The organism is Occallatibacter savannae (genome assembly GCF_003131205.1).
Lineage (GTDB): Bacteria > Acidobacteriota > Terriglobia > Terriglobales > Acidobacteriaceae > Telmatobacter > Telmatobacter savannae.
In genome coordinates this window covers 666607-679249 of the sequence record NZ_QFFY01000002.1, presented here as the reverse complement: position 1 = coordinate 679249, position 12643 = coordinate 666607, and the positions used below count along the sequence as shown (strand labels likewise).

15 protein-coding genes are annotated in these 12643 nt (G+C 52.9%); 7 read left to right on the top strand and 8 right to left on the bottom strand.

Annotation, left to right across the window (positions count from 1 at the left end; translation table 11 throughout):
• Window positions 1-365: 365 nt before the first annotated feature.
• On the top strand, window positions 366-851 hold the full coding sequence (locus DHV10_RS10385; protein WP_162601407.1) for a hypothetical protein: 486 nt from the start codon (window positions 366-368) through the stop codon (window positions 849-851).
• 964 nt (window positions 852-1815) lie between these two features.
• Here the strand turns inward: DHV10_RS10385 and DHV10_RS28245 are convergent.
• Window positions 1816-2160 carry a DUF3592 domain-containing protein gene (locus DHV10_RS28245; RefSeq protein WP_420818744.1) on the bottom strand — a complete coding sequence of 115 codons (345 nt, stop codon included), beginning with the start codon at window positions 2158-2160 and terminating at the stop codon, window positions 1816-1818.
• A gap of 227 nt (window positions 2161-2387) precedes the next feature.
• Between DHV10_RS28245 and DHV10_RS27070 the strand changes: the two genes are divergently transcribed.
• From DHV10_RS27070 to DHV10_RS10360, 3 genes are all read left to right on the top strand, one after another.
• Window positions 2388-2672 (top strand): hypothetical protein, encoded by a 285-nt coding sequence (locus DHV10_RS27070; RefSeq protein ID WP_162601406.1) that lies wholly within the window; start codon window positions 2388-2390, stop codon window positions 2670-2672.
• Window positions 2673-2744: 72 nt separating this feature from the next.
• Window positions 2745-3119 (top strand): NTF2 fold immunity protein, encoded by a 375-nt coding sequence (locus DHV10_RS10365; RefSeq protein ID WP_109486263.1) that lies wholly within the window; start codon window positions 2745-2747, stop codon window positions 3117-3119.
• Window positions 3120-3295: 176 nt separating this feature from the next.
• Window positions 3296-3556 carry a hypothetical protein gene (locus DHV10_RS10360; RefSeq protein ID WP_109486262.1) on the top strand — a complete coding sequence of 87 codons (261 nt, stop codon included), beginning with the start codon at window positions 3296-3298 and terminating at the stop codon, window positions 3554-3556.
• 84 nt (window positions 3557-3640) lie between these two features.
• Here DHV10_RS10360 and DHV10_RS28240 read toward each other — a convergent pair whose 3' ends face one another.
• Both DHV10_RS28240 and DHV10_RS27540 read right to left on the bottom strand, forming a co-directional pair.
• Window positions 3641-4003, bottom strand: a complete 363-nt coding sequence (locus tag DHV10_RS28240) for an energy transducer TonB (protein WP_162601405.1) — start codon at window positions 4001-4003, stop codon at window positions 3641-3643.
• Between the two features lie 198 nt (window positions 4004-4201).
• Window positions 4202-4645, bottom strand: a complete 444-nt coding sequence (locus tag DHV10_RS27540) for a hypothetical protein (RefSeq protein ID WP_204101381.1) — start codon at window positions 4643-4645, stop codon at window positions 4202-4204.
• Between the two features lie 259 nt (window positions 4646-4904).
• Between DHV10_RS27540 and DHV10_RS27065 the strand changes: the two genes are divergently transcribed.
• From DHV10_RS27065 to DHV10_RS10335, 3 genes are all read left to right on the top strand, one after another.
• Window positions 4905-5297, top strand: a complete 393-nt coding sequence (locus DHV10_RS27065; protein WP_162601404.1) for a hypothetical protein — start codon at window positions 4905-4907, stop codon at window positions 5295-5297.
• A gap of 45 nt (window positions 5298-5342) precedes the next feature.
• The gene (locus DHV10_RS27990) at window positions 5343-5633 is read left to right on the top strand and encodes a YXWGXW repeat-containing protein (RefSeq protein WP_109486258.1); all 291 of its coding nucleotides are present in this window, start codon (window positions 5343-5345) and stop codon (window positions 5631-5633) included.
• A 295-nt stretch (window positions 5634-5928) separates the two neighbouring features.
• On the top strand, window positions 5929-6402 hold the full coding sequence (locus tag DHV10_RS10335) for an ester cyclase (protein WP_109486257.1): 474 nt from the start codon (window positions 5929-5931) through the stop codon (window positions 6400-6402).
• A gap of 1195 nt (window positions 6403-7597) precedes the next feature.
• Here the strand turns inward: DHV10_RS10335 and DHV10_RS10325 are convergent.
• The 5 genes from DHV10_RS10325 to DHV10_RS10310 all read right to left on the bottom strand — a co-directional run bounded on the left by DHV10_RS10325 (window position 7598) and on the right by DHV10_RS10310 (window position 12516).
• Window positions 7598-7819 carry a hypothetical protein gene (locus DHV10_RS10325; RefSeq protein ID WP_109486255.1) on the bottom strand — a complete coding sequence of 74 codons (222 nt, stop codon included), beginning with the start codon at window positions 7817-7819 and terminating at the stop codon, window positions 7598-7600.
• A 390-nt stretch (window positions 7820-8209) separates the two neighbouring features.
• Complete coding sequence (locus tag DHV10_RS10320) at window positions 8210-8635, bottom strand: Rap1a/Tai family immunity protein (RefSeq protein ID WP_109486254.1); 426 nt, start codon at window positions 8633-8635, stop codon at window positions 8210-8212.
• Window positions 8636-9187: 552 nt separating this feature from the next.
• Entirely contained in the window at window positions 9188-9424 is a 237-nt protein-coding gene (locus tag DHV10_RS27060; RefSeq protein WP_162601403.1) for a hypothetical protein, read from the bottom strand.
• A 52-nt stretch (window positions 9425-9476) separates the two neighbouring features.
• Window positions 9477-10601 (bottom strand): argonaute/piwi family protein, encoded by a 1125-nt coding sequence (locus DHV10_RS10315; RefSeq protein ID WP_162601402.1) that lies wholly within the window; start codon window positions 10599-10601, stop codon window positions 9477-9479.
• 373 nt (window positions 10602-10974) lie between these two features.
• Window positions 10975-12516 (bottom strand): toll/interleukin-1 receptor domain-containing protein, encoded by a 1542-nt coding sequence (locus DHV10_RS10310; protein ID WP_162601401.1) that lies wholly within the window; start codon window positions 12514-12516, stop codon window positions 10975-10977.
• Window positions 12517-12643: the final 127 nt, after the last annotated feature.

Sequence of the window (12643 nt, the reverse complement as noted above, 5' to 3'; positions counted from 1 at the left end):
CGGGAAATCTGATTCTGCTCGTCAAAACGGCATTCCCGCTACAGTGCTAAAACCGGGGGGACACCCTCTGACATTCGGACGGGCACCAGATAGGCCAAGGGCTGATTTGTCTCCAGATTGGCAGTCGAACACAAAAAAGCACTACGAAAATATATAAAGAGGGCGTTCGTGCCCACCCGTACGCAGATTAGATTCGAGAGGTTTACTCAATGGCATATCCAATGACAGACTCGTACCGTTCCTTCCTTCAATCGATGTGTTCTTTCTGGTCACCAGAACAGAGCGAGTATCTTGCCACAGAAATCCTCAATCAGTGGTCGCTTCGAAAGTCTCTCCGCAATGAGATAGCCCGTCTGGAAGCGGAGGTGCAGAAGCATGATGCTGTGCTCGGTCATTTGCTGCTACTCCAGAAGCAGAAACTCTCCAAACTTGGCCGGGGAGGAGGCTGGAGCGCGTGGCTGAAACAGGAGGGCGTCCCAAGGGCAACCGCCGACCGCCTCGTCGCCGAACACGTGGCGTTCTTTGGCCTAGAAGATCAGTTGCCACATCGTGGACAGAGAGAGGCTTTGGAGGGAAATCTTTGTCAGGCAGCACATCGGACGAGTGAACGCCTCGACAATCTGCTCAAATCTCCGAAATCCAAGATGGCCTTCATGCGGGTGCTCGCCGATTGCCTTGGATTTGTCGTCGAGTACGGCGATGGGCTCGAAACCGTGAGGCTTTCGATTCCTCAGCCGCAGGAAGATACGGTGGACACTGCACCGGCCATCATCGAAATGCAGCCAGATGGCTCAGTACGACCGGTGAATCATGAACTTCGCGAGGAGGGTGCGGGCGATGCTGTTCTGTAGGCGGATGATTCGCGCCCATACTCATCTGCTGCTCGCGCCTCGTGCAAACCGTTCGAGCCGGGAGGTTATTCGGACCTGATGTAACCCGCCCGGTACGGACGACGAAATGCTTCTCCCAGAGGGAATCCCTGAATGCCGGGTAGCCCGCCATCGAAGTTGAGAATTGACGACCTCTGATTCAAGCAGGTTCAGTTTGGGGGAAGAAAACGGCAAGAATTGCCCTCGGCCCGAACTGTTGAATCTGCCCTATGGAGGCGCTCCTCCGGTCGAGAATGGCTCACTGGCTGGTTCAAAGGTTAGGAAGTCGTCGATGACCTTTTTGACCACTTTCCCGACATATTCGTAGCGCCTCCGAGACCGCCAATGACGTTCCAGAGCCCGATGACAGCCACACCGCTGGTCGGCTTTTCAGACACGACCACACTGGGCTCAGTCACCATCGTCCTACCCGTTTGCTCTGGCCTAACGGATTACCGTCGAGAGGGACTTGAGAGCAAAATGTTGCCAAGTTCAGAGTTGCCGCCAACAGGGTATCAATGCAAATGCTAGGCTGAGGAAGAGGGGCTATGTGGCCGGATATGCTTCGTCAAGGTCGTTCGGTAGACGAGTTTCTCTGGAAGGGAGACCGTCGAGCAAAGCCTATCCAGAGAGCCGCGCTTGTGCTCTATAGTCTAATGTTCCTGCTGATGGCTTTTGTAGGGTCGGTCGTCGCGTGGAAGCTGGATGACAGTTGGCTGATGAGAGCGATATTAATCGTTCTTGCTTGTCTCTTTGTCGGAGTAAGCGTTCGTTTCGTACGGAACGCCCTTCTTCGATAGAGGCTCTCGATCTGATTTGGGGCGAATCACCGCCAAATTCGGAACCAAACGGACGATAGGCGAAGAAACGGCATAGTTCCGAGTTGCCGACCACACTACCACAACACATCAATCAACTTCGCGACTCGAGCAGCAGTGTCGGGCTCCTAATGCCTGATTGAGCGGCGCTTGGAGTACAAGATCGAAGCGATGATCACAATGATGCCTACGATTAGGAACCGAGAAAATCCTACGTTGTTGCGGCTAGCAGCCTCGTAATCGGTGAGCGAGTTTGTCACTGGCGCATCTCTATCGAAATAGACCGTGACCTGCTGCCCGATAGCCATGGGCGAGCTCGGCGAGGAACTTTCACCGGTATACCGCTTCCCCCGGACCGCAAATGTATAGCTGCACCGATTGTGATTCGACGGCTCGTAAGCAGTAACGAAGCCTATCGTCGACTCTTGCCGTGCTGCGATTAAATGTTCTCGATGGGCACTGGGCAAAACCACAACTAAGCCGAAAACCAAGGGCAAGGTAAGGAAAAGAGAGTTCCATGATTTCCAGTCATTTTGCGAGCGCGGAGAAAAGAACCATCTCACGAAGTTCACGCCCAATTATCTCCCACGTTCACGAGCGTGCCCTAGCTGGCACGTATTGGGTCCAATCACCGGCAACTCGGACGTTACCAATTCTGGTGCAGAATCGTTACGATGATCTCCCGGAGTTCCTAGTGTCGATGAATCGCGAATACATCCCTACCGTGGGCGAAGAGGTGCTTCTCGTCAATCACCTCGGGACGTTCATGGTCGAAGAAGTTGATTGTGAAAGGAAGACGGCCTCTGTTCGAGTAAGGCGTTCTGGCCTTTTAATGGAAGGCGTTGAGTGGCGTACCATCTGGCCGCTCGACGCCAAAACCCGTGCCGCATTAGCGGATATCTCTAGGAGTGAGGAGTTCCAGAAATTCCTTTCCAAACACATCGGCAGCAGCAACGATGAGGGTGACCGGCAACTCGGACCCTGACGGATTTTGGATTGGTTTTGATTGGCGACCACTCGCCCGGAGATAGGCGGCAGTCAGCAGTAGCATTTAGAAATGCGCCGAACATTGCTTCTTGGATTCATTTCATTCGTGATTCTGGTCTGCGTCACAATGGCCCAGACTGTCGTGACAGACAGCGACATGATCGAGTACGACCGTCGGATCGCCGAGCACCACAAAACAGCATTTCCTACAGCAGGTATCATCCCGAACGAGGAGACAGCAAAAGCTGTGGCGTTGGCGATAGCGATTCCGATCTGGGGCAAAGATAAGGTCAACTCCGAGCTTCCGCTGAGAGCAGGCTTGAAAGGCAATGTGTGGACCGTGATCGGAAGTCCTCATCTACACGGAGGCGAGACCGGGGGTGAGTTGATAATCCAACTCGACAAACGGACTGGAGCAACACTCGCTTTTGTACACACCCAGTAATCACTGGGTTCGCGGCCCACAAATGGCAACATCCTGACGCTCGTGGCTGTATTACCGGCTACTCGGACCTTTGACGTTCGTTCGCTTTTTAGGTTCCGAGTCGCCGACAATACTCCCACAAATGCCAGTTTCCGATGCGATAAGCTCGCATCAAGGCTCTTCACCGCATTGAATCCATGACCAGAAGAAAACCCTTCAATCGCAAGATCATCCGCAGCAACATCGCAGAGGCGATCGAGCAACTCCAGAAGTTGGAGCAAAGCGCGACCGGCGGAACACTCAGCGAGACTGAACTTCAAATTGGCTTGGCTCATGCCTACCACCACCTTAATTTCGCTTGGAACGTCAGGCGGGTCGCAACATCTGAATACGCCCACCTGACTCAGGAGCAATTTGAGCAATGGGGTACGTATCCAGTCGAGATCAACGACATTTAGCCAATTTCGGCAAGGGTCCGAGTTGCGGACAACACGACCACGAACAACACGACCGCGAACAGACTTTAGTGACCGAGATCAGTTCTAGTTTGGTGCTTTCTTGATTTGAATCGCAGGGCCGCAACCGGGCGGTAGCGGTAGTGTGTTCCCGCCCTTTCCGTCAGGTACGTGCATCGGTAATGCTTGGCCGTCGCCTAGGTAAAGGATCGATGCTTGAGTTCGCACCGGAGTGGGTTTGCCGCTGACCATGTAAGGCCGATATGTCCAACGCCGCACGGCAGCAAGGGCAGAATCTTTCAGTTCTGAATAGCCGCTTTCGAAGTCGGCCTTGTTCACTTTGCCCTCTGCGTCAACGAGAACTCTGACCACAACGAGGGCATTCGAGCACCGCTTGAGAGGTGGTGCCGACAGAGGCGGGGTTTCGTGGGACAACAGGAGAGCGGCCATGGCCTTCTCTGGAACATCAAGCGCTCTTGTGTCCTGAGCAACGGTGAATATCGCTTGCTGGCAAAAAAACAATCCGAGAATAGTGATGGAGAGCCTAAGAGCCATTGAAGGCTCACTATACAGCATTCGGGCCGTGTCACCGGCAACTCAGAGCTTTGACGGATTTTCAATTTTAGTTTCGAGTGGCACTGTCTTCGATCACACGGCTTCGAGATAGGCGCTCAATTCGCTCAATGGCGTTAGTTGCGCTACAACGGCGAGTTCCTTCGGTCGATATAGGAATGTCCATTCTCCTATCTGTTCGACCTGTATGTCTGGATCGAAGGCTGATGCGGTGATGCTCGACCTGTCGGCTTGAATAGCGATCACAGTTCGACGCAAGCTCCCTTTGCCACTCCCGAATCGACAATCGAACGCAATTACGCGCCTGCCGCTTCGTTCGCCTTCGAGGACATTCCAAACAGATGTAATTCCGGCTGGCAAATCCTTCAGGATCGACTGAGGGATTGTGTCCGCTAAGTAGTGAAAGCCGGTCATCTGTGCAAGTCGGCGAATGCCACTTGCTCTCACACGGCGTCTCCACAATGCCAAGCCAAACATGGCTGCGATGCCTATGAAAAATATGCCGTCCCAAGCGTTCACAACTCCGAGTTTAGTCCATTGACTTTGTAAGACCGGCGAATCACCGCCAACTCGGAAACCGGCAATTTCTTGGTTAGGGTACGACTTGCCGACACTCGCGCCTAATTATTTCCGGATTGCTCTCTTATGTGCCATGTGTTTCTCGACGCGATGGATCAGGATGAGGACGAGGAAGAAATCTACGAGAACGAATGGAAAAACCAAGAATGAGGGAACCCACTCGGCGTTCCATGGAAAGAACAAGATCAGCGGAAGGTGAATGAGCGAAATTGCAGCGATAGAGGGCCAAAACCACGGCTTCCTGCTTAACTCCCATCGAAATCTGCTGGCCAAGAAAATCGCAGCAGCGCAAAACCATGCGGCTCGCCCGTTGCTAGGCTTTCTAAAATACATAAATATGAGAAGCAGTGGGAACGTCAGGACAATCGCTCCAACTGCCCACGGCAATGTAACCTTGCTCTCTGATTGCTCGTTCATTACTCGCTGTCCCAACATTACACTTAATGCAAGTTCTGGATGGATCACGGGTGATACGGAAACAATGTATCAGGTCAATTTCTTGACAAGCTTCCCTCATGGCTCGCACTGCGACGGCCACACCATCAACCTTTTCTGCCGAGGAGACTTCAAACAATTCAGAGTAGAAGCTTGAGCGATAACGATGCTCCGGTGACACGTATGTGGAAGGAGTTGACAGGTGAAGAAGATTGCACTGGCAGCTTTGCTAACTATCACATTGTTGCCCGTGGCTGGATATGCACAGGTTTACGTTCGCGTCGGCCCACCAGCCCCAATCGTAGAACGACGTACCCCGCCTCCTGAGCGTGGATACGTTTGGGTGAACGGTTATCACCGATGGGACGGAGAACGATACGTCTGGGTTCCGGGACACTGGGATCGACCCCCTCGTCCCCACGCACGGTGGGTAAGGCATCATTGGGTCCACCGACGCGGCGGTTGGGTCCTTGTTGATGGACACTGGCGGTAGTAGAGAGGTAGCCGGAGCGAGGTTGCGGCTTAGCTCTAGCTGCTACAGGAAACGACAAAACGGGAACTCGCGTGCTTCCGCCTTGACAGTTGACTTTGAGGTTGACTCGTCTCCCGATTGCGGTTATCGTACTCCCACTCCTGTAAGCAAGAAGCACGAGTATGCGGGGACTGAGCCCCTCGGGGGAGAGGACTCGTCCCCATTCGTGTTTAGGCAGACCTAAACTCTGCTCACTTACGTATTGCCGACGATACCCAAATGACTAAGCTGAAGTACTGCCTGTCTCGGAGATCGCATGAGTGAAGAGTCCAACATCTTTTGCGTTAGGCAACACTTCGAGGTGCTCTGGAATGCCGGTGAAGTTAGCAAAATCGACGAGTTCTTTTCGCCCAATTTCGTGAATTTCGGCATTTCCTATAGCGATGCACGGGGCATAATTCAGATGATCGTGTCCGTATGGCGAACTGCCTTCCCGGACCTTCATTTCCAAATCGACCATCTGCTATGTTCTGAGAACAATGTCATGTGCGAGGTCACCCTAAGCGGCACGCATCTTGGCGAGTTCGTCATGGTTCCGCCTTTGAACGGGCCTCCGATCAAACCCAACGGGCGAAGCTTCCATGTGAAGCACGTTCATCGGTTCCGGTTGCAGGACTCAAAAATTGTCGAGCACTTCGCGGTGCGTGACGATCTACGCATGTTCCAGCAACTCGGACACGTCGTAGTTCGGACGACCGACCATGCAGACATGGATGGCTCTGTCAGTTGACGTTCATTCGCGTGTAGTCAATTCCGTGGAGGCGTTAAATTACACCCGCAGGTATTGGCTGATTCACCTGTTTAGGCACATCGATTTGATCGTGTGGTATTTCACCTTCTTTATTGTTGATTTAATCAGACTCGACTATCCGAAAATAGACGCTACCTTTGTAAAATCAGTCCGCAATGTCCAATGCAACCAGTGTTTGTGTGCTGTCGGTTCTAAGCCGAGCATTCGAGCTTCGTGTGCGGTTCGAGAAATCGAATCTCTGGGTATGGTCTATTTGCATGTCCGACGGATCGCTACTGCAAGAAGGACATGAGTCAACCCAGACAGAAGCGCAAGTCGCTGCCCAATTCGCATTTGAACAGCGACTTGTATGGGCCGGGCTTTACCGCTGCGCTCCCAATGCCTTTCAGTGGAAGGAGCTCTCGACCTCAGACTCAATCTTTCGAACATCGGTACTCCATCGACCATTGTGAAAGCATCGGACGAAATGCAAGACCTTCAAGATCGCGATTCTGAACCGGCGAATCCGCTCGGTTTTCTCGGTGTGGCAGTCGCAGTTCTCGGCATTTGTCCTCTTTTCGAGCCTCTAAGACTGGCATGTCTCGCCGCCGCATCTATTCTGCTTCCTGTCTTCTTTCAATCCCAAGAAAGTTGGCCTTCCTCGATGCGCTGGATGCTTTCCTTAGTTGCCAATAGCTTCCTTGCCTACGTCGCATGGTGTGTTCTTCGACAGAGGTAGGAGCAAACCCTATCTATTCCGAGCGCGTAGGACAGACAAGCGGGGATGCCCGCCTTCATCGCGGGTCGAGTTCGAATGTGGTGCGTGCACCAGCGTGCGTCTGCTATCGTGCGGTTCAACCCGAAGGTGTGCGCCGATGTATTCGTCAGGGCAACTGCTGATTCTCGTTCTCATGCCGCCATGCCTTGCTGCACTAGTCTGGCTTGGCTTCCGGTCGATACTGGCCGAATACGTAGATAGCCGTCCATTCCTGAAAAGGTATGGCTTTTGGCTCCATTTGGCTCTCGCATATATATGGATGACTGCTGTGTTCCTGATCGAGAACAGGCGGTGATCCTCATGCGCCCCGAACCGGAACTGTTGGATTTTAGTTTGTCCGGCTGTCCGGACTAGGGACGGGAGGCGAAGGATGCACTTCGCGAGCGTTTCGGGGGGAGAATGCGACCTTACCAGCGTTTATCGCTTTTTTGTATCGCTCAAATCAGCGAGCGCGGCAGCGCGTTTGCGGATGTCCTCAGTGACCCATTCGAGCCGCTTAGCCGAGAGCCCGTGAGCTTTCGGCGGCAAGCAGCCGGAGGAGATGAGTGTGGTGAGCCGCTGTTTTCTGCTGGCAAGTTCCTCGAGCTTCGACTGAAGGAAGTCGATTCTTCTCGCCTTGATGTGATTCGCATTCATCATTGAGATGCGACACCCTCGCCAGTGCTTCACAGTGCACGGCATCAACAAGTCAGCAGTTGCACCGAGTCGGCAGTTGGGCGGTGTGCCTGTAGGATGAACGACAGGCACAGCATATTAGATGTTTCGAAAATGCGAGAGATGTATGTACCTCCTCAGAAGCGATTCCCTCATGCATAGCTGGAGAGTCACCTTGTTTTGAAGGTCAACTTATTGACAATCCCGGTTGCTCAGGAACCGTTATAAGCCGCATCTAGCGATGTAGCCTTTCGGAGCCGAACGGCCCCTCCCCCCTCGCCTTCTATTTCTTCTCAACAGAGTCACGAGACGCGAAGGACCCGGACTCTGACTTCAACCATAAAAACCAGAACGGTGACGCACACTGAAGCAGTATCACGGGGTCTTTTTGACGCATGGATAGGTGTCTTCGAACGCCATCATGACCGCCATTGAACCGGGGCTATGGAGGAAAGTTGGGTGCTCATCTAGATACTTCAGAACAACTTTGGTCAATTCAAACACGGTCGCTTCAGGCGGAATGCACATGATTGAATATTCTTTGCGGTTGTACGAGTCGTTCACTGTATTCCATATAGCTTGCATGTCTCTCATTCCGTTCAGATACCCCATGCAGTGCGATGCCTTGCCCCACTCCAAGTCGGTGAGATTTGTTGGCGCGTTTGTAATCCTTACGGCTAGTTGGCACGCACTGTACACATCTGCTCCGGTAACCGCCTTATCGGTTTGCGCTTGAAGCGAGGTCAGAAAACATAGGCCGCTCAAACAGAAGGCGAACGCAGCGGACGCAAGACGTTTCATCAGTTCTCCTCAACTAAATCGATTAGAGCATTGTACCCCGATTCCGAATACCGAACCGTCCCTGCAAAGTAAACTGGCTGTCCGGTAGCACTGACAGATGACGGAGGGTGGCAGTCACTCGCAGGAGCGTGGGCAAGATGCGGGAGAGCCAGCTTGCAAACGTGGTATGACCGACGCTGGAGAGTAGCCCGGCCCGGCGCGATGATGCTTTTCACAATCGACCACCGGAGCGCATCCCAATTGCTTCCATGATTCGTACCGGGCGGAGAGACTGTCGATGCTGTCCTTGCTCATTCCAGCCTCCCGGGCCGATGAACCAGTACGGTGCATCCCATCTGCCGTAGCCGAAGAAGTGCTCGGCCATATGCGCAAGTCCAGATAGGTTCAACGTGAATTGACTGTTACTCACAGACTCACACTCACTCGAGCGAAGTTAATTCAATGCACATGCGAGTTTCCCGAACTTCCTCTTGAACCTGTTCGACCGCAACAACCTCTGCTCTCGTGAGTGAGCGTGACAGTGTTCGGAGGATGCAGTATTGGAAATGCTTCTCACGATTGCGGTGTTGTTCCAGCAGAGCCTTCAGCTTTTTGTTTCCACCGTGACCGCTTCTCGCATATTGCCGCCAGCGACCAAGTATGCCCTGTTGCCCTGAAGCTTTGGTAGATTTCAAGCTCCTTTCGAGTGAAATTGTGTACGTCCACCCGCTTGTCCTCGTGTCGAACCACCCTGATTTTGTATTTACTCGGGTCGATACCACGCAAGGATAAAAGCTCAGTCAATTTCATCTGTTCTCCTGAACCGGCGACTGACCTTCTGTCACCTGAATATCAGTTTCTCTCACATGTAATAGCGATATTGCACCGCTGGCTCCCGAGACCCCGCCAGTTTGAGAATCTCTCCCACACGACGAGAAAACGCCAGCGTTATCGGGTCGTGCGTGCAGAACGCTGATGTGTTCCAGTTAAGTTTGGTCAAACGCAGGATGTCCTCAGCGCATTCGCGAAATGTAAGAGAGCCCCAGTTCTCTGTGATTTCAAGCGGTTGAGGGATTCGGAATCCAGAGTAGCAACGCAAGAACGGAGCGTAGCCGGTCGTGTAGACCAAGCCCTTCTTGGCTCCGAAATCGACGGCAGTTCCCCGAAGCACTGCCTTGTATCCGGGGCGAAGGCAAAAGATGCCTCGGCGTGCAATGGTCAATAGTCCGTATTGATTTGTGTGCGATGCCAGTGCATTCTCGAACCCAATGCGTTCGTCCTCGGTGTATCGAGAGGTCTTATGAAGAACGACTTTTCGCGGCTTGATGCCAACCTGCTTTTCGTAGACATCCAATACGCGGCTCAGAATTGCGTTTGCTTGGTCACTATTCAGGTGTGGTGCCTTTTCCTTTTGAGCTCTTTCGTCCCATTCAACAGTGTCGCCTCTGAGAACGAAGCCTTCTCCTCTGTCGGTGAACGCCTGAGCAATGCTCGTTCTCAGGTAAGGGGACCGTGCTTCATCTTCGTGATAAAAAGACACCCCAACGAAGCAAGAGCCCTCAACAATCTCGGCTAGACGCCACGGAATAATCTTGGCCTTGTACATCAAAGCCGTCGTGAGATTCCATGCCCGTGTCGCCAAGTCCTGTACGCCTCTCGTTCCGGCCAGAGTCTTGTGCCAGATGAGTTGCGTGGGCAACACGTCCATGCATTCAGCCTTGAGTCCGCGTCGAAAGCTACGCGACGTGTCGTCTGATGGTTCTTCAACATCGCCTGAGGACAGTTCGGCAAACTCGCCGCATTCGCGGTCGTACTCAGCAATACCCGTCCGACAGAGGTCTTCGAGGTTTTGCGACATGGCGCAAATCACAACATCCGGTGGCGAGTCCAAAGCCGCTAAAGCCCTGACCTCTTCGGCGACGAACTTCTTTAGCAACCCGACTCTGCGCGTGAAATCCTCTTCCGCTTCTACCAGCCGAACATCCACAGCCCGGAGGCTCCGGTGCCAAATTGGCTGAGTAATCAGTTCGATTTGAAAAGGCTCACCAGAATTCAGACCGGGGAATGAAGGATGCAGGACGCAATCGACACTCTCTTTCTGTTCAACGGGCTTTTGCATTTGGGTGAGGAGGGAGATTGCTCTGTCGATTGCATCTGCCGGGCCGACGATTCCAACCCGGATGTTTTCTCGACGAGTGGCGTCCGTTTTGCTATAGGGGCCGAATGCTGCGAGGCCAGTGCGAGGGTCAACGCATCGCTGCTTGTTTGCGAAGAACAGTTCAGGCTCCGGCAGGTAGGTACAGGAGAGCCTGTCGGTACTCTGAGAAAGCAGGGATTCCAACGAAAGAGCGTGGAGTTCCTTACCTTTCGAGTGCCGTTTCGTCCTCCCGGTCTTCTTCCGCGAACTGTACTTCCTCTGTGTACGCAATCGAGGTTTCCTCTCCAAAGAGTTCTAACTGCGGAACTACCACATCGTCCTGAATCTCAGCCTCCATCAGCTTGTCGAAATTCACTTGGTCACTCGCTATGCCAAAGTCCAGCTTTCCTGAAACTGGTGTAAGGTCAACGCGGACGGGAGTCTGTCCTGTGTCGATGACCAGTTCTTTCGCTCTCGCGATAACCAATGACCAGAATCTCAGGGTTCGAAGGATTTGGCCGTTTCGCTCCTGATTAAGCCAATGCGAAAGAATAGGGCCAACCCATTTATTCGTTCGGGGCGATTTCCCGTCATCCTTGGTCAGCAAGTAGGTCGGCTCCAGTTTCAACATCAGGCTATCGAGAACCAAAATGAAGTTCGCCCTGAAGCCTTGATGACGCCAGCCGAACGGTTCGTCAGAGTATTTGCCGTCATTCTGTTTTACGCGGCGTGTGTGGGGAGTCGTCACTTCTCTCCACTTTCTTACGCCGCCCAACTTCCACGGTATTCTTACTGGCTTGCCTCCACTGTAGTGATACTTAACCTTTCCAGAACTGCTTTCTTCAGTGGTTTCTTTAATGTCAAGTGGTCGGAAGAAATAGCGTCCCTTCCCTCCATCAAAACGAATACGTCGCTGCCAAGCGTGTTCTTTGAGGCAAATGTTCAGCAGTTCAATTGCGCGGCGGCTGTAGTCCTCGTCAGAAAACCAATCCGTGAAGGCGTCGGCTTCGACGACCGCGTTCTTCTTGAAGACGGGTCGAAATACATCAGTGGTGTTCAGGTCGCAGAATGTGTAAAGCTTGCCGTCACGCAAAATAAACGGGGGTGCGCTGTCGGTGTAGTCACGAATTTCCTCTTTCTTCCTGAGCTTTGTTGATGCGTAGTAAACCCGCTCAGGCAAGCTGGTGACTCTGTAAAGATTCGCAACCAGACGCTCATTGATTCGGTCGGCTCCCACCGAAGAGGTTATTTGAATAGGAGCGGGTTCATAGGGGAGCGGGGTTACCGGGACGGTCGGGGAAAAAGTTCCCCTTCCTCGCGGAGTGGGCTCACCCCTTAAATATCTAATCAACTCCGCGAAACTGTCCTCGAATTTATCGGGGTCACGGAAGTCAATCCAGTTCCTCATCCTCAAGGAGGCTGGAAGTGTCACGTTTTCCTTGAGCAGAGGCACTACACGTCCCCTTGCACCCGATGGGTCCGACCACACGGCGATTGTTCGTTCCATGGTCGGCCATTCCGCTGCGAGCATGGCACGGGAAACGACAATTCCGATAACGCGAGCTTTGTCGATATACTTCTCTATATCGAGAACAATGTTTCCGCCTTTGGGAAAATCCCACTTGTCAAATACAACCGCAAGGTTGCGGTTCCTGTAGGGCTCCTGCTCGATTCGCTCAGCCAACATCTCGACCCACGGCTTATCAGCGCCGTTGTGACATAGGAAGATGTCCTTCTCTGTAGAAGGTGCCGATTTGAAATCCAAGCTCGCCTGACTCGACATTTACTGAAACTGTAGCGCAAAACACTTCATTTGAAACACCTTGCCAACATTTCCACATTCGTGGCCGAGATTTCCACCGTCAACCCCGTTGCGCTACCCTGAAGTGTCT

What these genes read in the sequence shown, in the direction of transcription:
- DHV10_RS10360 (WP_109486262.1), top strand. Translation starts at nt 3,296, where the DNA reads ATGACCAGAAGAAAACCCTTCAATCGCAAGATCATCCGCAGCAACATC.
- DHV10_RS10325 (WP_109486255.1), bottom strand. Translation starts at nt 7,819, where the DNA reads ATGATGAATGCGAATCACATCAAGGCGAGAAGAATCGACTTCCTTCAG.
- DHV10_RS27065 (WP_162601404.1), top strand. Translation starts at nt 4,905, where the DNA reads ATGAGCGAAATTGCAGCGATAGAGGGCCAAAACCACGGCTTCCTGCTT.
- DHV10_RS10320 (WP_109486254.1), bottom strand. Translation starts at nt 8,635, where the DNA reads ATGAAACGTCTTGCGTCCGCTGCGTTCGCCTTCTGTTTGAGCGGCCTA.
- DHV10_RS10335 (WP_109486257.1), top strand. Translation starts at nt 5,929, where the DNA reads ATGAGTGAAGAGTCCAACATCTTTTGCGTTAGGCAACACTTCGAGGTG.
- DHV10_RS10365 (WP_109486263.1), top strand. Translation starts at nt 2,745, where the DNA reads ATGCGCCGAACATTGCTTCTTGGATTCATTTCATTCGTGATTCTGGTC.
- DHV10_RS27070 (WP_162601406.1), top strand. Translation starts at nt 2,388, where the DNA reads ATGAATCGCGAATACATCCCTACCGTGGGCGAAGAGGTGCTTCTCGTC.
- DHV10_RS28240 (WP_162601405.1), bottom strand. Translation starts at nt 4,003, where the DNA reads ATGGCCGCTCTCCTGTTGTCCCACGAAACCCCGCCTCTGTCGGCACCA.
- DHV10_RS27060 (WP_162601403.1), bottom strand. Translation starts at nt 9,424, where the DNA reads ATGAAATTGACTGAGCTTTTATCCTTGCGTGGTATCGACCCGAGTAAA.